General features: G+C 44.3%; 11 protein-coding genes. 5 read left to right on the top strand and 6 right to left on the bottom strand.

Going from position 1 to position 19,331, the window contains the following annotated elements; genetic code table 11:
- Positions 1 to 66 precede the first annotated feature (66 nt).
- Positions 67 to 1,305 (top strand): GAF domain-containing sensor histidine kinase, encoded by a 1,239-nt coding sequence (locus IEV61_RS07330; protein ID WP_188415258.1) that lies wholly within the window; start codon positions 67 to 69, stop codon positions 1,303 to 1,305.
- 257 nt (positions 1,306 to 1,562) lie between these two features.
- Positions 1,563 to 2,564: a YhdH/YhfP family quinone oxidoreductase gene (locus tag IEV61_RS07325; protein WP_188415256.1), complete on the top strand. Its 1,002-nt coding sequence runs from the start codon at positions 1,563 to 1,565 to the stop codon at positions 2,562 to 2,564.
- Here IEV61_RS07325 and IEV61_RS07320 read toward each other — a convergent pair.
- The 3 genes from IEV61_RS07320 to IEV61_RS07310 form a co-directional block, all read right to left on the bottom strand.
- Positions 2,561 to 3,292 carry a ThuA domain-containing protein gene (locus IEV61_RS07320; RefSeq protein ID WP_188415254.1) on the bottom strand — a complete coding sequence of 244 codons (732 nt, stop codon included), beginning with the start codon at positions 3,290 to 3,292 and terminating at the stop codon, positions 2,561 to 2,563. The two genes, IEV61_RS07325 and IEV61_RS07320, sit on opposite strands and share 4 nt — an antisense overlap.
- A 124-nt stretch (positions 3,293 to 3,416) precedes the next feature.
- Positions 3,417 to 5,921, bottom strand: coding sequence for a TonB-dependent receptor (locus IEV61_RS07315; protein WP_188415252.1), 2,505 nt, complete (start codon positions 5,919 to 5,921; stop codon positions 3,417 to 3,419).
- Between the two features lie 92 nt (positions 5,922 to 6,013).
- Positions 6,014 to 7,843, bottom strand: a complete 1,830-nt coding sequence (locus tag IEV61_RS07310; protein ID WP_188415250.1) for a PAS domain-containing sensor histidine kinase — start codon at positions 7,841 to 7,843, stop codon at positions 6,014 to 6,016.
- Positions 7,844 to 8,040: 197 nt separating this feature from the next.
- On the opposite strand from IEV61_RS07310, the gene IEV61_RS07305 reads away from it, so the two are divergent.
- Positions 8,041 to 10,674 (top strand): glycoside hydrolase family 3 C-terminal domain-containing protein, encoded by a 2,634-nt coding sequence (locus IEV61_RS07305; protein WP_188415248.1) that lies wholly within the window; start codon positions 8,041 to 8,043, stop codon positions 10,672 to 10,674.
- A 150-nt stretch (positions 10,675 to 10,824) separates the two neighbouring features.
- Here the strand turns inward: IEV61_RS07305 and IEV61_RS07300 are convergent, their stop codons facing one another.
- From IEV61_RS07300 to IEV61_RS07290, 3 genes are all read right to left on the bottom strand, one after another.
- Positions 10,825 to 11,838 (bottom strand): PorP/SprF family type IX secretion system membrane protein, encoded by a 1,014-nt coding sequence (locus IEV61_RS07300; RefSeq protein ID WP_188415246.1) that lies wholly within the window; start codon positions 11,836 to 11,838, stop codon positions 10,825 to 10,827.
- A 7-nt stretch (positions 11,839 to 11,845) separates the two neighbouring features.
- Positions 11,846 to 15,430 carry a PKD domain-containing protein gene (locus IEV61_RS07295; protein ID WP_188415244.1) on the bottom strand — a complete coding sequence of 1,195 codons (3,585 nt, stop codon included), beginning with the start codon at positions 15,428 to 15,430 and terminating at the stop codon, positions 11,846 to 11,848.
- A gap of 239 nt (positions 15,431 to 15,669) precedes the next feature.
- A complete protein-coding gene (locus IEV61_RS07290; RefSeq protein WP_188415242.1) occupies positions 15,670 to 17,310 on the bottom strand; it encodes a M28 family peptidase in 1,641 nt (546 codons plus the stop codon).
- Positions 17,311 to 17,432: 122 nt separating this feature from the next.
- Here IEV61_RS07290 and IEV61_RS07285 point away from each other — a divergent pair, with 122 nt between their 5' ends.
- Both IEV61_RS07285 and IEV61_RS07280 read left to right on the top strand, forming a co-directional pair.
- A complete protein-coding gene (locus tag IEV61_RS07285; protein WP_188415240.1) occupies positions 17,433 to 17,900 on the top strand; it encodes a MarR family winged helix-turn-helix transcriptional regulator in 468 nt (155 codons plus the stop codon).
- Between the two features lie 67 nt (positions 17,901 to 17,967).
- On the top strand, positions 17,968 to 19,317 hold the full coding sequence (locus tag IEV61_RS07280; protein ID WP_188415238.1) for a TolC family protein: 1,350 nt from the start codon (positions 17,968 to 17,970) through the stop codon (positions 19,315 to 19,317).
- Positions 19,318 to 19,331: the final 14 nt, after the last annotated feature.

The following is a 19,331-nucleotide window of genomic DNA, read 5'->3' as shown; positions in this document are numbered from 1 at the left end:
ATAAGTAAAAGGTGTAATATTTGAAGTAACGATTCTTCTAACTGATTTTATCTGAAGCTAACCAATATGACTGATTTAATACTGCCGATGCCTGCCAATGAGCTGGAAAGATTAAAAACCTTGTCTGACCTGGATCTGGATTATTCTGGGTTGAACGATAACCTTAAAAGTTTAAGCGTGCTTGCCGCAAAAATTGCAGGTACCGATATTTCTATGGTTAACCTCATAGACTCGCTTACCCAGTGGACCATTGCCAATCATGGATTGGAAATTGACCAGATGGACCGCGAAGACTCGGTTTGCCAGTATACTATTGTGGAGAGAGATGAATTTGAAGTTAAGGATCTTTCGGCAGATATACGTTTTAAAGACAAGTTTTACGTAACCGATAATCCTGGTTTACGCTATTATTACGGTGTTCCGCTAAAGGCCAACAATGGCAGTCATTTAGGGGCACTTTGCGTTTTAGATACTCAAACCCGCCAGCTTACCCCGGAAAAGGTAGAGATGCTCAAAATTATTGCCGATGAAATTGTAAACCGCTTGAACGCCCTGCGAATGCTGGAAAACCTACGCACCCAAGTAAGCGAAGTAAATGAGAACCAGCGCCGTGTGGCTCACGACATCAGAGGACCGCTGGGCGGCATAATTGGCCTGGCCCGCATTATTAGCGAGCAGGGTGAGGAAAATACGATGGATGAGGTACTGGAGTTTATTAACCTGATTCAAAAGAGTGGCCATTCAATACTTGAACTTGCCGATGAGATATTGAGCATAGATAGCCGGCCAAAAAGCCAGATAGCCGCTTTGGGCAGTGATGAATTTAACCAGTTGGCTTTAAAAGAAAAGCTCATTAAATTATACGCGCCGCAAGCAGTTAATAAAAAGATAACATTCGAGATCTTTACGCATGCCGATACCCAGGCTATCCCATTTTCAAAGAACAAACTGCTGCAAATTATAGGAAACATCATTTCCAATGCCATGAAATTTACCCCGGCCGGCGGTAAAGTAACCGTTAACCTGGGTTTAGAGGTAGTGCCTCAAGCTCATAATACCCTGAAAATACAGGTAACTGATACCGGCGTAGGCATCAGTGCCGAGAAGATACAGCAAATTTTAGAAGGCAAAGGCGAAACCACCAACGGTACTAGTGGCGAACAAGGCTATGGCTTTGGTCTTGCGCTGGTAAAGCACCTGATTGATGGCTTGAAAGGCACTCTGCAAATCACTTCAGAGTTGGGTAATGGCACTACGTTTATTGTTAGCCTGCCGCAAACGGCATCACGTAATAAAAGCATGTAAATTTTATAATATAACAGAAACACTGTTTACAGGTAACATTGCTGTTATGTGGTGTTATTCATAGCATTTTTACGTAAGTTATCAGCAGAAATTTCATGATGATTTCACGAAGCCGCGTTTCTATATTTTATTTTTAATTAGATATTTTTTAAAAGCATTAAACTGTCAAAACTATATCATTAGGTATTATTTAACAATATAACACTATTGTTACGAGTTTTATACGTTCTTTTACCGTTAGTTAACCAATTACCAAGATGAACAGTGTGTTTAATGCTTTATTGATAACCGAAAGGGACGGTAAATTTGTAAAAGAAATTAAGCAGTTAAAAACAGATCAACTTCCTGATAATGAACTACTAATTAAGGTTTGTTACTCCTCTGTAAACTATAAAGACGCACTCTCAGCCTCCGGAAACAGGGGTGTAACCCGCAGGTTTCCGCATGTACCCGGCATAGATGCAGCCGGCATTGTAGTTAAATCTAAAACCCAAAGTTTTACGCTTGGCGATGAAGTTTTTATTACCGGGTACGACCTGGGCATGAATACCTGGGGTGGTTTTAGCCAATACATCAGCATCCCTGCAAAATGGGCCACGCACCTGCCTAAAGGCCTCAGTTTAAAAGATGTGATGTGTTACGGTACAGCTGGCTTAACGGCAGGGTTATCTATTTATAGATTATTAGATTCAGGGATTAGTCCAGGCAAAGGGTCGGTAGCTGTAAGCGGCGCAACGGGAGGCGTAGGCAGTATTGCCATAGCTATTTTACATAAGCTTGGTTTTAAGGTAACGGCTATAACCGGTAAAAACGATGAGCAGTATTTACTTAATACCTTAGGTGCAACTCAAATTGTTAGTCGCGAGCAATTTATTCAAACCTATGATACTAAAGCCTTGTGTACCCCTGCCTTCGCAGCAGGTATTGACACTTGTGGAGGTACCATCCTATCGGGTATGCTGAAAGCTATGAGCTACGGAGGTATAGTTACCTGCTGTGGTATGCTCACCTCACTTGATATTAATACCAGTATATTTCCATTTATATTGCGAGGCGTTAGCTTGGCCGGTATAGACTCAGTACATACGCCTTCTGATATAAGGAAACAAGTATGGCAACTGCTTTCAACAGGTTGGAAACCTGATAACCTGAACGAACTGGCCAGCGAAATAACCTTACCAGAACTCCCTTCCGTATTAGATAAACTGCTTAACGGACAAGCCAAAGGCCGTTACGTACTGGTACACGATAATCTTTAATTTACGGCTTTATATTTTCCGGCAGCATATTTAATTCCTGCAAGCAGGTGCTGTAAAAACAGCGGATCGGTGTAAGACTCGTCTGTATGGCCCAACGCTGTGGTGAATGCACGGCCACCGTCAAACTCCTGGTACCAGCTTATAGGATGTTTAGCGCCATTTTTACCACCGGTATAACTGCTTTCTTCTACGGTTAAAACAACATGCAACTTGTCCGATATCCATTTAAAGTTATACCACTCATCGGTTTTAGTCCACTGTGCCGGTAAGTGCTGTGTAAACACATTAACAGGCTCAACTACCTGCAACATTGCCTGCTGCACCTTTGGATGATCGCTGAAATAAGCGCCGGCCAGCTGCCCGTACCATGGCCAGTCAAACTCGGTATCGGTAGCGGCATGTACCCCTACAAAACCCTTGCCCGAGCGTATGTACTTTTGAAACGCTGCCTGCTGCACGTCATCCAATACATTGCCCGTGGTATTCAGGAATATTACTGCGGCATACTTCTTAAGATTAGCATAAGTAAACTTTCCCGCATCTGTAATGGTATCAGTATCAAATCCGTTTTGCTTCCCTAACACCTGGATAGCCGCAATTCCCGGTGCTATAGATTTATGATGAAATCCTGCGGTTTTACTGAATATTAAAACCCTGGTTTTCGCCGCGGCGCAAGTGCAACATACCGTTAAAAGTATAAGCAGCAATAATTTGGGTAACGAATACATGGTTTATGTTTTGGCAGAGGTAAATCTACAAATTCTTCTAACTAAAGCTTAGCTACGGCTATATTTCAAATACAAAAAGCCGGGCGCATTTCTGCACCCGGCTTTTAAGAAAACTATTTAACGATTAGAATTTATAAGATAATGTTGCAGACACCATACGCGGCGGTATCGGGTTTACACTGTAATTTTCATGTACCAGGTAGTTAAGCTCATTGGTAATGTTGCTAAGCTTAGCTAATAAAGACAGCTTTCTTTTGAACGTGTAACCGGCAGAAACATCCAATGTGGTATAACCGTCCAACTGAACAGGGGCTCCTCTTGATAATCCGGTTTTTAAAGTATTAAACCCGCTACTACGAGCTCCTGTAAAAAAGCCCGATAATCCCAGTTTCAAACCCTTTAAATCGCCCCGGTTAAAGGTGTAAAATACAGTACCATTAGCCGTGTGGGGTACACTGCCTACTATGCGTTCACCTTCGGTAATACCTGCAGTCGTGGTTGTTGTTCCATTTGGATTAGCAGGCGTAGGAGGAGTCGTAGTTGTAACAATTGGCGGAGTGGAAGTATAACGTATAAAGTTATAAGAATAACCAGCCAGAAAATAAACATTGCTTGACAACCTGCCGGTAATGTCTACCTCTAAACCATCGCTAATAGTTTTACCGCTAAACTCTCTAATATTATTGTCGGTATTGGTTTTGCCGTCGGCAGTAAGCAGCGCTGTTTGAACAAAGCGGTTATTTTTAATTCTGTACGCGGTAACATTTACAGATAATTTACCATTTAAAAGGTCGTTTTTTACGCCCACTTCGTACTGGTCTATAATGGAAGGCTGTAATGGCGCTCCAAAAATATCTACGCCGGTATTAACCGTAAAGTTATTAGCATAGCTTGCATAAAGCGAAGTATTGGTTAACGGCTGATAGATTAACCCGATTTTCGGCGAAAACGCTTTATCAATTTTGGCCTTATTAAGCGATGGGAACGTAGCATTAACCGGAACCGTAGTTACACGTGTGTCTTCATTATAAGTACTTGCCCTTGGCTGTTTTTGCCAGGTGTACCTTACGCCTGCCAATACCTTAAATTTATCTGTTATCTCAATCAAATCTTGCACAAATGCACCCATACGGTATACCGGGGTAAATGTGTTTTGATAAATGCGGGTGTAAGGAACATCAGAGCTAACTGCATACGTAGCCGGATTGAGGATATCAAAAGTTGGTAAACTCAAACTCGTTGGCGAAGTTGATGCATCACCATACTTAAAGGCGTAACTGGTTGTTCTTGATTGATCTGCATCGGCGCCAATTAAGAAAGTATGTTTAATAGAGCCGGTTTGAGCAGCACCGGTCAGGTTAATTTGCTGATTGTAGGTGTACTCCTGGTTTTTAGAACGGGTTAGCGCGCGTTGCGATATGCTGGACGGTGCAGCAATAGTTCCACCTTGTGGCCGCTCGGCACCAAAGTAGTTACGGTTGTAAGACTGGTAAGCCGCTATTACGTTCAGCTTCCATACATCGCTAAAACGGTGTGTAAAGTTAGCTTGCGCAGTACCGGTCTTGGTACGGTTGTATGCGTAAGGAACGTTCAGGTAAGCGCTCCGGCCAATATCAGGAATTTGTCCGCCAAACACGGTACCGATACCAAAATCTGGTGTATAATTACTTTTCAAGTAATCGCCTTGCACCAGCAATTCTGTTTTATCACTTATCTTGTACAACAAAGATGGGTTGATGTAAAATCGGTCGGTTTTTACTACATCTCTAAAGCTGTTAGCATTTTCTTTAGTAGCAATAACCCTGAAAGCGATATTCTTGCTGATAGGACCGTAAACGTCTACAATTGGTTTGTAAAAACCATAGCTGCCTGCACGCATGCTCACCTCGCCACCCCAATTAAACTTAGGCTTTTTAGTGACCAGGTTCACCACAGCACCACCGGTTACACCACCATATAAAAGTGCTGCGCTGCCTTTAAGTACCTCAACAGATTCCAGCGTACTGGCCTCGAGCGATCCACCCAACGAGGTACGTGCACCATTTTTGAATACGTTATTGGCACCTAAGCTATAGCCGCGGGCGCTGAAAGTTTCGTTAACCGACCCGCGGTTTTCGCCCAATGCAATACCGTTAATATTTTTGATAACATCGGTCAGGCGGTTAATTTGTTGATCGGCAATTACAGTGCTGTCGATAATTTGAATACCCTGAGGGATATCTAAAGGGCGTAATCCGGATTTTCCAACCTTAACGGGACGGTTTTGACCATGAGATCTTGAAACAACCACCTCATTTAATTGCGCGGCACTCTCACTAAGAATAATGGTAGTTTCTGTTTCTTTACCATCGGCAATTACTACGCGCTGCTCTTCTGTGTTAAGGCCTACGTGCGATATATGCAAAATATAGGTACCCGGTTTAATACCGCCCAGGCGGAAGTTTCCGTCCTCATCGGTCATGGTACTTTTGTTCGTATTTTTAAGGCTTACAGTAACGTAGGCAGCCGCCTTTCCATCACTCGACTGAATATGTCCGCGGATACTTCCGTTTTTCTCAATCTCCTCGTTTGCCATAACAGCATTGGCGAGGAGCGTTAAAAACATTAAAATTGCGTAAAGTTTTTTCATGTGTTTATTTAGACTAATTCTATATGACTGCAAAAATAGAGAACATCTCCACAATGTCAAGTATTATTTAGAATAAGTTTAAATAAAGGTAATTATTGCTGATCCAGCCAATTCAAGGCGCTATCAGCATCGTCAAAAGCTTTGGTATCAATATCGCCGGTAAATTTACTTAGCGTGTAAATGGTAGACAGCTTACTGAAGGTGCTGGGTGAGTATACCCAGGCTAAATGTTTTAATCCTGTATGCTGTGCTATCGGGAGCCATTTGTTCACGATCCAATCGCAGGCTTCCATCCACCCCCCCAACACATTGGAGTTATCGTTCAATATGCGCGTGCAATTGTACAGCTTCATCATAGAAAGCATTCGGTTGCAGCCGTCTTTTACCGTATTGCGGTTTTGGAAGCCTAACCAGTTAACCATCAGGCAATAGCAACTTTCGTCGAAGGTAATTTCTATATTTGAATTTTGAAATATCGAAAAATCGGTTTTACCGGTAGCCTTGTATGCCGCTAAATTTGAAAGCGGAAACCTTAAGCTAAATACCGAGCCCTCTCCCGGCACACTTTCTATCCAGATATTGCCATGATGGCGGCGGCATATCTCGTTGATACGGGGCAGCCCCGAACCAAAGCTCACGTGCTTTTTCTGGTTAATATGCATAAATAACCGGTGCAGCTGCAAATCATCCATCCCCACTCCCATATCTTTTATAGAAAGGATTAGATTATTGTTGATGAGTTCGGTTTTGATATATACGCTGCCTGCGCCGGGCGAAAACTTTATAGCATTATCTATCAAATATTTAAGCGATATTTCAATCCCCTGCCTGCTTCCGTAAAATATCAGATCAACATTGTGGGTTATTATAAGCTGATGGCTGGTATGTACCGTTTGTAACTTGGTAACTACACCGGTTAAAAAGGCATTGAAATCAAAAGTTTCAATGCTCCTGTCCAACGGGTGCAGGTAATCCTCGTTGCTTACTTTACGGTTTACCTCTTTTACCACCTCATCCAGCTCCAGGCTGCACTCATTAACCAATGCTGCAATTTCTTTATACTCATCAGCGCCTACCATTTCGGCAGATATTAATTGCGTAAGCCCCAAAAGGCTGGCAATGGGTTTACGCAAAGCATGCGAGTTTAAATAAGAGATCTCTTTAAGCTGGTCAATTTTTTCGAGGAGGCTTTCCTGCGTTAGTTTTCGTTTGGTAATATCCCTAAAATGTACAATGAGGCCCCCTTCGGCCGGGTAAGCATTACACATAAACCAACGTTGCGTAGGCCAGAAATAATCAACAAAGTCAAAATTTTCCCTATTGGTCATGGCTTTTGAAAAGCAATCATGAAAGTCGGAATGCAATATTTCGGGCAAAACTTCCCAAAGGTTTTTGCCCATCACCTGCTCACGATCATATCCAATCAGGCTCTCGGCCGATTTGTTCCAGTAAGTTATCGTCCAGTCAAAATCAAGTTGGAGGAAACCCAGTACCGTGTTTTCGAGAATATGCAGTAAGCGCTCTTGTGTAAGCTGTAGTTTACCGGCCAGTTCGCGTTTCTCATCCAAGCTGCGGGCGTATACAATACGCGACTTTATGCCTTTAAAATCAATAGGGTAAGAGATGATGTGGACAAAAAGAAGCGTACCGTGTTTGGTAAGATGCCTGAATTCGCGCTCGTTTGTTTTATTGTTCGTTATAGATGGTAAAATTTCATAAAGGAAAGGTATATCTTCTGCCGGCCTTAAGTCACTTATGGTCTTGGTTAAAAACTCTTCTTTTGAATAACCGTAGCGTTCTATAGCAGCGGCATTTACCTCTAAAATTTTTAGCGTATGCGTATTAAACACCCACATTGGCTGCGGGTTGGCATGAAAAAGCACTTCAAACCCACCTGCGTCGGCATTGTCTAATATCTTCATATATTATCTTCCGGCTTGTATACTACGCAACTACTCTGAATACGGGAAAATTGAGTATAATGTTCAAGTTAAAACTAACAAAAATCTTTCAGAAAATTTATTTCACCTGCTTATTTAAATTACACAATCGATTGCATAAATTTACCGCCACCTGCATAGTTACCAACCTGCTATGTATAACCTAAAAACTAACCTGAATGAAAAGATTTCTACAGCTGTTTTTTTGCAGCGCAGTAATTGTTGCCGTATCTGCTTATGTAATTAAGCCGGCAGAAAGTTACCAGTATAACTTTCAAAACCCGGCGTTAACCATTGAGCAGCGCGTTAACGATCTGGTGTCGCGCCTTACTTTACAAGAAAAGGTTGGCCAAATGTTAAACGCGGCCCCGGCTGTAGAAAGATTGGGCATACCGGCCTATAACTGGTGGAACGAAACCCTGCATGGCGTTGCCCGTACCCCTTTCAAAGTGACGGTGTTTCCACAGGCCATAGGCATGGCTGCTACCTTTGATGTGAATGCCTTACATCAAATGGCCGAATATTCTGCCGATGAGGGCCGTGCCGTGTATAACGAAAGCATTAAGCAAAATCACCGCGGCATTTACTTAGGCCTCACCTATTGGACCCCTAACATTAACATATTTCGCGACCCACGCTGGGGCCGTGGACAAGAAACTTACGGCGAAGACCCTTACCTTACCGCCTCGCTGGGCAAATCATTTGTTACCGGCCTGCAGGGTAATGACCCGGTTTATTTGAAAGCTGCCGCCTGTGCAAAGCACTATGCCATACACAGCGGCCCGGAGCCTACCCGCCACGAATTTAATACCGATGTGAGCAACCACGACCTTTGGGAAACATACCTCCCTGCCTTTCATGACCTTATTGTTGAAAGCAAAGTGGCCGGCGTAATGTGCGCTTACAATGCTTTCAGAGGCGAGCCATGCTGTGGCAGCGGTATTTTGCTGAACGACATATTGCGCAAGCAGTGGAACTTTACCGGCTATTTAACATCAGATTGTGGCGGTATTGACGATTTTTATCAAAAACATAAAACCCATGCTGATGCTGAAGCAGCGGCGGCTGATGCCGTTTTGCATGGCACCGATGTAGAGTGCGGCAACGTTACCTTTCTTTCACTAACTAAAGCAGTAGAACACGGTAAAATTACCGAGCAACAAATTGATGTATCGCTGAAGCGCTTGTTCACTATCCGTTTCCGTTTAGGCATGTTCGATCCTCCGGGAAAAGACAAGTATGCACACATAGGTGCTAACATGCTCGAAACGCCGGAGCACAAGGCTCATGCGTTGAAGATGGCGCGCCAGTCTGTCGTGTTGTTAAAAAACCAAAATAATACGCTCCCGCTGAGCAAAACGCTAAAAAGAGTTGCCGTGATTGGTCCCAATGCCGATAATCCTATCAGCGTTTTGGGTAATTACAATGGTATGCCATCAGAAATAAGCACGCCATATAAAGCCATTAAGGCTAAATTGGGCAATAGTGCAGACGTATACTATGACCAGGCCATTAACTACACCAGTTCGAGCTATACCCGTAATGTTGACATGGGCGAAATGGGTAGCATTGATGGGCAAAAAGGCTTTAAAGCCGAGTACTGGCAAAACAGCACCTTAAGCGGCAAACCCGACGTTACCCGCATGGAAACCGCCATTAACTACATTTGGCGCGATGGCACCTTCGTGGTAGGCCAGGTTAGCCAAAAGAACTTTTCGGCACGGTGGACCACCAATTTTACTGCTGGGAGCAATGATGATATTACATTTGAATTAACCGGTAACAAGCCATATCGCCTCATTATCGATGGAGAAGAGCGCACGCTAAGCGGCGAGCCTGATGGCTTTGGCCCCAAAACTTATACCTTAAAGGCAAGCAAGGGCAAAACCTACGGCATTGCATTAGAATACCGCCAAACCGAAGGTAGGGCTACGTTTGCGTTTAAATCGGGCGTGGCTATTAAATCTGATTTGAACGCCATTGTTCAAAGCGTTAAAAATGCAGATGCCGTAGTTTTTGTGGGCGGTATATCGCCGCAGTTAGAAGGTGAAGAAATGCGTGTGAACCTACCCGGTTTCAACGGCGGCGACCGCACTTCTATTGATTTACCTAAAGTACAAACCGACCTGCTCAAGGCTTTGCAAAACACCGGCAAACCGGTAGTATTTGTAATGATGACCGGCAGCGCTATCGCTATCCCTTGGGAAGCCGAACATACGCCTGCTATCATCAACGCCTGGTACGGCGGTCAATCGGCCGGTACGGCCATTGCCGATGTATTGTTTGGAGATTATAACCCGGCCGGCCGCTTGCCTGTAACCTTTTACAAAAGCGATAAAGACCTGCCCGATTTTAACAGCTACTCTATGGAAAATCGTACCTACCGCTACTTTAAAGGAGCACCGTTATATGGTTTTGGCTATGGTTTAAGCTACAGCACCTTTAAATACGATGGCTTAAACGTGCCTGTAGTTTCACGTACCGGCAAAACCATCCCGGTGAGTGTGAAGGTGACTAACACTGGTAAAATGGCAGGCGACGAAGTAGTGCAGCTGTATTTAACCCACCTCGGTCTGGGTTATACTGCACCCATAAGATCGCTCAAAGGCTTTAAGCGCATCTACCTTAAAAAGGGAGAAAGCCGTATGGTTACCTTCAACCTTACACCTAAAGAACTGGCCGTGGTTGACGATCGTGGAAACATAATAAAGGCTCCGGGCAAACTGCGCATAAGCGTAGGCGGCTCACAGCCAGATACCCAAACACGCGCCAGCCATAAAACGGTAGAGAGGGTAGTAGCTATAAAAGGTTAAAAAAAATCTTACACGTCATTTGCTAGGAACGCTATTATGGCTAAATAAATGCATTGCAAGCATAGCGTGGCAATCTCCGACGCCTGGTAACCAAGCGCACAGAGATTGCCACGTCGCTATCGCTCCTCAATGACATTAATTATCAAATCCCTACCAGGTGCGTTGCGGGCTGCTTACCTTGTAGCGGTTGTTCAGCAGTATACCCAATACAATTTCGTGTGAGCCATTGCTCACCGTGCGCAGGTTAGAACTGGTAAAATCGTAAGAGTAACCTACATTAATAGCGGAGTTAATAAATATACCGGCCATGGCCGATTTTGAATCGTTATGCCGGTAGGCACCTCCTACCCAAAGCTTGTTGCTAAAGGCCAGTTTCAAGTTGATATCATAAGTGGCCGGTGCCGGGTCAATTAGTTTAAACAACACCGATGGCAGCAGGGTAATATCATCATCCAAAAACACCTTAAAGCCGGCGGTAAAAAAATAATGCGGTACAGTTTTACCCTGGTTATATACCGATCTATCACCAAACGTTATAGTTTGCTTAACCAGTTGCTGCACCGATGCTCCTACATAGTAATTGCCCGAATAAGCCCACACACCCACACCTAAATCAGGTTTCGACTGGCTGTTGTTACCGTTATAAATGGCGGCATCGTCGGGGTTTTGCAGCCTTACTTCGTTCAGGTCGAGGCTAATGCGGTTAATACCGGCCATTACCCCTACCGATAGATTTAGTTTGCTGGTTAATCCTAAATGGTAAGCGTAGGTAGCCGCCAGGCTGGTTTGCGTAATGGGGCCTGTGCGGTCGCTGATCACCATCCCTCCTATACCGTGGTGCGGCTCGGCGGCCATGTAATCGCGGGTGGCTAAACGGCCCATAGGGTTTTGCGTTTCGCCGGCCATACTGGTGGCATCGCCGTATAAAAAGTTTTGACCGATGGGTGCATTTATAGACAAATAACTGGTTACCGGTGCTCCTTCCAAGCCTGTCCACTGGCTACGGAAACCAGCTTTAAAATCAGTGTAATTTTCAATGCCCGATACAGCCGGGTTGAGTAAATAGTTATTGAATACATACTGTGTATACTGCGGGCGCTGTTGCGCCATAAGCTTACAGCAGCATATCATAACAGTAAACAGCGCGAGTATAAACCTTTTCATTAAATAATTATCTGATAATGGTTAAGGGTCCCGAAAGCGGCTTTTTACCGTCTTTAAGATCAATAATGTAGTAATAAGTACCCGCCGGCAAATCGGCACCGTTATACCGGCCATCCCAGGGCACGGGGTAACCTATTGCGTAAAAAACTCTTTGCCCGTTGCGGGTAAATACCTCCACCACCCCTTTAGGATGATCCTGCATATTAGGGATCTCCCACTTATCATTGCGGCCGTCGCCATTTGGGGTAAAGGTATTATAAGTTATGGGCTGCTGCAATACAGTGATATTAAACAGCGCATAGGCATCGCACTGGTTGTCTGACGTTACTTTGAGCGTGTACTGTACGTCCTTTGCAGGCGTAGCAACGGGGTTACGCACATTGGCACGATCAAGCCCCAACGCCGGCGACCAGGTGTAGGTGAGGTTGGTTCCATTGAGTGATAGGGCCAACGGTTCAAGCATTACGCTGCCGCCTGCATTAATGGTAATATCGCGCTTGCCGGTAACTACAGGTGTAGGGTTCACGAAAATATTAAAGCTCTGTTCATCGGGGCACTGGCTTACATCTGCCTTGAATACATACTTAATGGTATGCAGGCCCGGTCCGGCCTTTTTAGGGTCAAACAAACCGCCTGATGTAATACCATCACCGGTAAACACACCGGGGGCACCCACAAAGCCATTGGTATTCTCAGTTATTTGTACGGCGCTCTTCTCCTGGCATATCTCGGCAGGTATATTTCCAAGTGTTGCCAAAGGATTCGGAAATACGGTTACATCATGTTCAACGTAATATTCGCATCCCTCACCCGATGACACTTCTAATCTTACTTTAAAAGTACGCGAAGTAAGGTCGTGCGATATGCCATAAAAATGCTTATATTTCTTATCAGCATGAATGGTACCATCCCTATATAAAAACTCCTCATACTCGTTGGGCTTGTTCACCATGTCGTAATACCAACGCAAGCGGGTAATTACCCCAAAATCAGGCACCGAACCATCCACAAATATCACACTGTCTTTACTGCAATAGGTATTGGCGGCATCCGGTGTAAATTCAGGTTTTGGATTTGAGCCATTAACCACCAAATTCATCGTAGTATCTTTAAAACAGCCGTTAGCCGTGGTCACGGTAAGCTTTACAATGTAAGGGTTATTGGCATCGCGCGTTTCATGATAGGTATGGCGGCCGTCCTTATCGTAAGAGGTATTATTAACTGCCGTTGAAAGTGGGTCGCCGAAATCCCATTTATAAGTAAGCGGTGTATTATCGGGTACATTGCTTTTATTAACAAAGGTTGCAGTAGCATTATCCAGGCAAACATCCGGCAAAGTAAAATCGGCCTTAGGCAGGTACCCTACCTTCACCTCAATGGAGTCGGTAGCGCTTACGCAGCTCGAATCGGTGGTTACCTGCAATTTAACTTTGTAGGTTCCTGGCTGTGAGTAAACGTGAACCGGGTCTTTAAGCGTAGAGGTGTTATCGGCAGCATCGGCATTAGCATCCCCAAAATCCCAAAGCCACTTGTTCACAGTTCCATCTATAGTGGTAGATTTATCCAAAAAAGTAATGCTTTGCGTGGCACAATCGGGCAGCGAGGGTTGAATATGCGCCACCGGGATACTATTGATGTAGATGATTTTTTTCTTTAACACCTGCGAGGCGCAACCATTTTGATTAATCACTGACAACGTTACCTCATACTTACCCGGACGCGAGTACGTATGTGTTGGATTTTGTGCGATGGACGAGTCGGGGTTAGCCGTTGTACTATACTTATCGCCAAAGGTCCATACCCAGTTCGTTATCGAACTTTGTTTAGGGTCCGATTTATCGGTAAACTGTATGGCGGCGCCTTCGCAAACGCCACCCGTGGTCACAAAATCGGCCACCGGAAAATCGGTAATATTAAAGTTGAAACTTATATCGCGGGTAGATCCGCAATCGTCATTGGTGATCAAATTGGTGGTTACCGTAGCCGTTGCCACATAAAAGCCCGGTATATAAGATTTTGCCTGGATATATTGATAATGGTATAATGTGGTACCATCGGAGCGGGGTTCAACACTAACCGGCGTGGGCGAACTGTCGGTATTCTTTGTTCCGTCGCCCAGATCCCATTCAATTTTAGTGACCGGGTAAGGCACTACCAGCTTTAGCGTATAAGGTACGTTGTTACAGCCGTTCAACTGCGTGGTGTTATTTCCCTGGCTCAACACCAGCGATTCGTTTAAGTTGCGCAGATTGGTGCCGGCGGCATAACCGTAAGATTCGGCATTGCCAAAGCCATAAGCAATGGCGTTAAAGCCCTCGCTGGCACTAATGGTATGCCTGCCCTCACCTACCGTTAACTGCGCATAAGAATAGGCGGTATTACCCGGAATAGGTGTAAAACCGTTTGAGGTGGGGACACCATCCAGCACAAATGTTGATATGGCCTTGGTGGGAATAATGACGTTAATGTAGTTGGCCAAAATACGGAACTGCCCGGTTGAATATAGGGTAACATGGTCTATACTTTGTTCAATGGCTGGCACGTAGATCATTTCCGGGTCGCCAATGTCGCCGGTGGTAGGCCTACAGGTGCTACCTAACGTTTGGTTTTGAGTGGCCGAATACTGAACCACCTGTATAGGCTTATCGGCCGAAACTACGTTAGGCTGTGTGCCGGTGAACTCATAATACAAGCCGCCCGTAAAAGACGAAGCTGCTACCGCTGTACCATTAAGCGTGACCACTGTTGAGGGATCGCTCAAGACAATGCGGTATACATCATAAGGCCGGTTGGCAAGCGGGGCTGTAATGTAATACTTGCCCCATGAGGCTGTAGGGTAAACCTGCTGAAAAAAGTTATCGGATGATAAATTAGCCGGCGAGCTACAGCCTATCCCAATTTTACCACTGCCCGAAAACACAGATATTTTTTTACACTTACCATCTGCAGCACTTATCGACCTGATTTTTGTTCCTGTAAGGTCGGTAAACGATAAGCCCTGATACAGATCGCCTTTCTTGAGCAGTGTAATGGTAAATTTGGTATTGGCCGGTGCACCGCTTGTCAAAGCGGCGGAGGGAGTAATTTCAACTTTGGTACTGTCTTCGGTGGCTATAACAGAGAAAGAGGAACGGGCATTGCTATTGTTAGATATTTGGGTATAGTTTAAGGAGTAATACTCTTTACCCATGGCGTTAACCGGCAAAAGCAATGTAGCACCGGATACGCTTTGCGCATAAATGTGCGCATACACCGCAACAGGCCTTTCGCTCTTGATATGAATGCCCTTGCTAAAATACCCTTCAGTATTAATAAATGCGCTGGTGGGAATAGGAATTACCTGTACATCGTTTGCAGCAATAGTAAATGTAATGGGGGAAAAGGATCCGTCGGCAATTTCAACCGTACCGGTGGTATTGGCATCCGATGCAATATAAAGGTTCATGCCACTGGGCGCACTGCCGGTAATGCCGTTAACGTGATGCATGTAGGCGGTCCAAAACTCGGTTCCCTTATTGCTTTGCGCACGTGTTTCGGTGCAGCATATTATTAGCAATAAAAAGTATAATAAGCCGTAAATAAGCCTTCTCACGCAAGCAATAGTTAATTAGGTAAGCTTATGAAGCAAAAATTGGCATCGTAAGACATTTTAAAAATACATAAATATTTGAATGTAAGTACACCGTGCAGATAAAAGCATTATTTGTGGAGATGAATATCCTACCACTACCAGTAGTAATCGCCTTATAATAACTATGTACCCTAAATTAAAAAGCCACCCGTTTACCGTTGATGTAAAGCGGGTGGCTTGAAACCTTGAAAAGGATTATCTTATTTCACTTCAAATATGTCGCCTTTGTTCCACTCAGGGCGTGCCGGGTTGTTGGCAACCAAATACCCGATCAGGAAATTAAGGCGGGCATACTTGGCGCCCGCGTCAAAATCAAACATCCCGTTTATATCATCCTGTGGTTTGTGGTAATATTTGGCGCGCCATTTACCTACCAGTTCGTTCAGGTTGTTTTTACCATCGGGCGTACGGCTGCCGTATTTAATGTGCAGGGCAGGTATGCCTTGTTTTACAAAGCTATACTGATCGCTGCGCACAAAGCGGTTCTCTTTAGGCTCAGGGTCGGGTTCAACGGTTAGATCCATAGATGCAGCCGCCTGGTCTACCACTTTTGACAGGGATGAATGCTCGGCACCTAAGGCCGTTACCGACAGCAAGGGTGCTATAATGGTAGGCATATCAGTATTTACATCGGCCACCAGGCTTTTAACCGGCACGGTAGGATGAGCGGCAAAATAACCCGAACCCAACTCACCCAGTTCTTCGCCGGTTACAGCCACAAACAGGATAGAACGCTTAGGCTTAACTTTAACCTGCGAGTATATATTGGCTATTTGCAGCAAACTGGCCACCCCCGAAGCATTATCATGCGCACCATTGTAAAGTGAATCGCCTTCTACCGGGCGGCCTATACCCAGGTGATCGAGGTGGGCGCTATGAATTACATATTCATTTTTCAACTTAGCATCGCTGCCGCTTACTTTGCCTACCACATTAAAGCTATTCACATCCTGGTAGGTGCTGGCAAACGTAGCTTTAAGCTTAGAGCCTAAGTCTACCGACTGTGGTTTACCGCTCTTAAGCGCAGCTACCACATCGGCCACGTTTTTCCCGGCCGACTGCATAAGTTTTGATACTATACCGTAATTAAACGTGCCCAGCATTTTAATTTGTGCCGAATAGGTACCCGATACGGTCACTTTTCCCTGCTCATCAAGTACGCTGTAATAAGGGCGGTTCATGTTAGAAATAAACCTGCGGCTGGTATCAACCGTGGCCAGTATAACGGCCACCGCCCCATGGGCAGCCGCATTTTTTTGCAGCGTAATTTGATCCATACTGTGCGATGCCTCCGAAGACGGAAACGCCTCGGGCGCCCCCCTTACTATCAATACGGCTTTACCTTTAACATCTATACCTGCATAGTCGTCATATTTTTGCCCGGCATTGGTAATACCGTAACCAGCAAAAACCAAAGGTGCATCTACACTACCACCGGCATTGACCGGGCTGGGCGTTATGGTTACATCGCGCCCGTAAGTAAGTGTGGTGTTAGCTGTTCCTTTAGCTAAACTTACCTGCGCGCCAGGCGCAATAAATGCTTTACGCAGCTTCACCTGTTGCAGCCAACCACCCTTCTCTCCTGCCGGCTGCACGTTGTAGGCTTTTAGACGCTCAATTACGTAATCAGCCGCCATTTGATAGCCTTCGGTGCCCGGCTGGCGGCCTTTCAGTTTATCATCGGCCAGGTAAGTAATATCTTTTTTAAGCTGGGCGGCACTGGCCTGCTCCATGGCTTTGCTTACCTGCGCATTTACAACAGGTTTTTGCGCGTAAACAGTTATGCTTGATGCACACAGGGCTATGCTGCAAAACAGCAATTTTGACGAATTATACTTCATTAGAATATTTTAGCTAACGGCTAAAAATAACGGATTGGAATTAAAAATTGACGGATTTTATGATGTAACAAAAAAATTCCAAAATTTAGTTGACACATCAACCATTTTGACTATTTTTGTGTGTGGAAAAGTGCGACATAAACAAAGATCTGTTATTATTTAAGATCTTTCATATTCATAAAATAATTTGCAACAAGGCCAATAAATATTTCTCTAAAGAAGGGGTTGTTATACAGGTTGAACAGATACCGGTATTGATGACGGTGTTCTACCACGGGCCGCAAACTCAGCAGGATATTGCACATGAGCTGTTTCGCGATAAATCATCGGTTTTACGCACCGTAGCATCACTTGTAGCTTCAGATTATTTAACAGTAACACCGGATGGTACCGACAAACGAAAGAAAATGGTTGCCATTACCCCTAAGGGTACAGAGGCAGCACAATTTATAGCCAAAGAGGTGGTAACCACCGATAGTAAAATGTTTGCCAACCTCTCTGTAGCCGAAAAGCTTATATTAACAGAACTATTAGATAAATGTGCAAATCATATCAATAATGCCGAATACATTGACGGCCTTATTAGTTGATACATCAACGTTAAATTACACAACACATGGCTAAATACTTTACAGCCCATCACAATTACTAACATATATGAAAAAAACCTTTCTCATTTTTACACTGCTTGGCCTGTTGCTTACGCGCAGTATGGCACAGGTGGTCCCTCCTACCGGGCAAACCTATAGTTTCACGCTGCAGGATTGTATAAATTACGCCTATGAGCACCAGGATACAGTGATCAACGCACGCTTGGATATCAAGAGTGCAGATTACCGGGTAAAAGAAATTATAGGCGGTGGTTTGCCGCAAGTAGATGGCAGTGCCTTGTTTCAGGATTATTTGAAAATACCTACCAATTTATTACCGGGTGAATTTTTTGGACAGCCAGGCACTTTTATTCCGGTAAAATTCGGGGTTAAATACCAATCTAACTTATCGTTGGATGTAAGCCAGATTATTTTTGATGGCAGCTACATTATAGGCTTAAAGGCAAGGAGTACTTATAAGGAGCTTTCGCAACGTAATTACGTTCGTACGCGCATTAACACCAACACCAATGTTACCAAAGCCTATTACCAGGTTTTGGTAAGTAACGAGCAGATCAAGTTGTTAGATGCCAACTTAAACCAATTAAAACAACAATTAGATCAAACCACGGCACAAAATAAACAGGGCTTTGTAGAAAAAATTGACGTTGATCGCTTGGCTTATCAATATAATGCACTGCAAACCAACCGTGAAAATGTAATACGGTTGTTAGTTTTAAACTACCAGCTCCTGAAATTTCAAATGGGGATGCCCATTAACGAGAACCTTACTTTGAGAGATAAGTTAGCAGATGTTAAACTGGAAGAAAGTGCAGCAGACTTAAATAGTGATACTACTGTTTACAAAAATCGGGTAGAATACAGCCTATTTGAAACACAGGTGAAACTGAACCAGTTTGAAGTTTTGCGTGGAAAGGCAGCGTTTTTACCTTCATTAAAAGCCATTGGAAACTTTACCTCTTCTTATCAAAACAATACTTTCGGCAGCTTATACAGCAATAATTTTCCGGCCAGTTATGTGGGTCTGCGTTTAACCGTACCTATTTTTAACGGCTTTCAGCGCACTAATCAGTTAAGGCAAACACAAATTACTTTACAAAAATCGCAAAACGATTTATACCGCGTTAAAGATGCCCTAAACTTACAGGCAGCCAGCGCAAAGGTTATGTTTTATAACGGCATGCAAACCTTAAACAGCCAGCGCCGTAACCAGGAATTGGCCCGTGAGGTACTGCGCGTAACCAAGATCAAATACCAGCAAGGTGTAGGCAGCAGCATTGAAGTAACGCAAGCTCAAACCGCTTTGGAAGACGCCGATAACAAATACATTCAAGGCCTGTACGATGCCCTGGTGAGCAAAGTTGATTTGGATAAAGCATACGGAAGAATACAATAAAAAACCTTATACAT

The sequence above is a fragment of the Mucilaginibacter galii genome (assembly GCF_014635825.1).
In the GTDB taxonomy this organism is placed as follows: Bacteria; Bacteroidota; Bacteroidia; order Sphingobacteriales; family Sphingobacteriaceae; genus Mucilaginibacter; species Mucilaginibacter galii.
The sequence above is the reverse complement of the archived record's forward strand: the minus strand, read 5'-3'. Positions and strand labels throughout refer to the sequence as shown.

Excerpts from the sequence above, each read along its gene's own strand:
- IEV61_RS07330 (WP_188415258.1), top strand. The coding sequence starts at position 67 with ATGACTGATTTAATACTGCCGATGCCTGCCAATGAGCTGGAAAGATTA.
- IEV61_RS07325 (WP_188415256.1), top strand. The coding sequence starts at position 1,563 with ATGAACAGTGTGTTTAATGCTTTATTGATAACCGAAAGGGACGGTAAA.
- IEV61_RS07320 (WP_188415254.1), bottom strand. The coding sequence starts at position 3,292 with ATGTATTCGTTACCCAAATTATTGCTGCTTATACTTTTAACGGTATGT.
- IEV61_RS07315 (WP_188415252.1), bottom strand. The coding sequence starts at position 5,921 with ATGAAAAAACTTTACGCAATTTTAATGTTTTTAACGCTCCTCGCCAAT.
- IEV61_RS07310 (WP_188415250.1), bottom strand. The coding sequence starts at position 7,843 with ATGAAGATATTAGACAATGCCGACGCAGGTGGGTTTGAAGTGCTTTTT.
- IEV61_RS07305 (WP_188415248.1), top strand. The coding sequence starts at position 8,041 with ATGAAAAGATTTCTACAGCTGTTTTTTTGCAGCGCAGTAATTGTTGCC.
- IEV61_RS07300 (WP_188415246.1), bottom strand. The coding sequence starts at position 11,838 with ATGAAAAGGTTTATACTCGCGCTGTTTACTGTTATGATATGCTGCTGT.
- IEV61_RS07290 (WP_188415242.1), bottom strand. The coding sequence starts at position 17,310 with ATGAAGTATAATTCGTCAAAATTGCTGTTTTGCAGCATAGCCCTGTGT.
- IEV61_RS07280 (WP_188415238.1), top strand. The coding sequence starts at position 17,968 with ATGAAAAAAACCTTTCTCATTTTTACACTGCTTGGCCTGTTGCTTACG.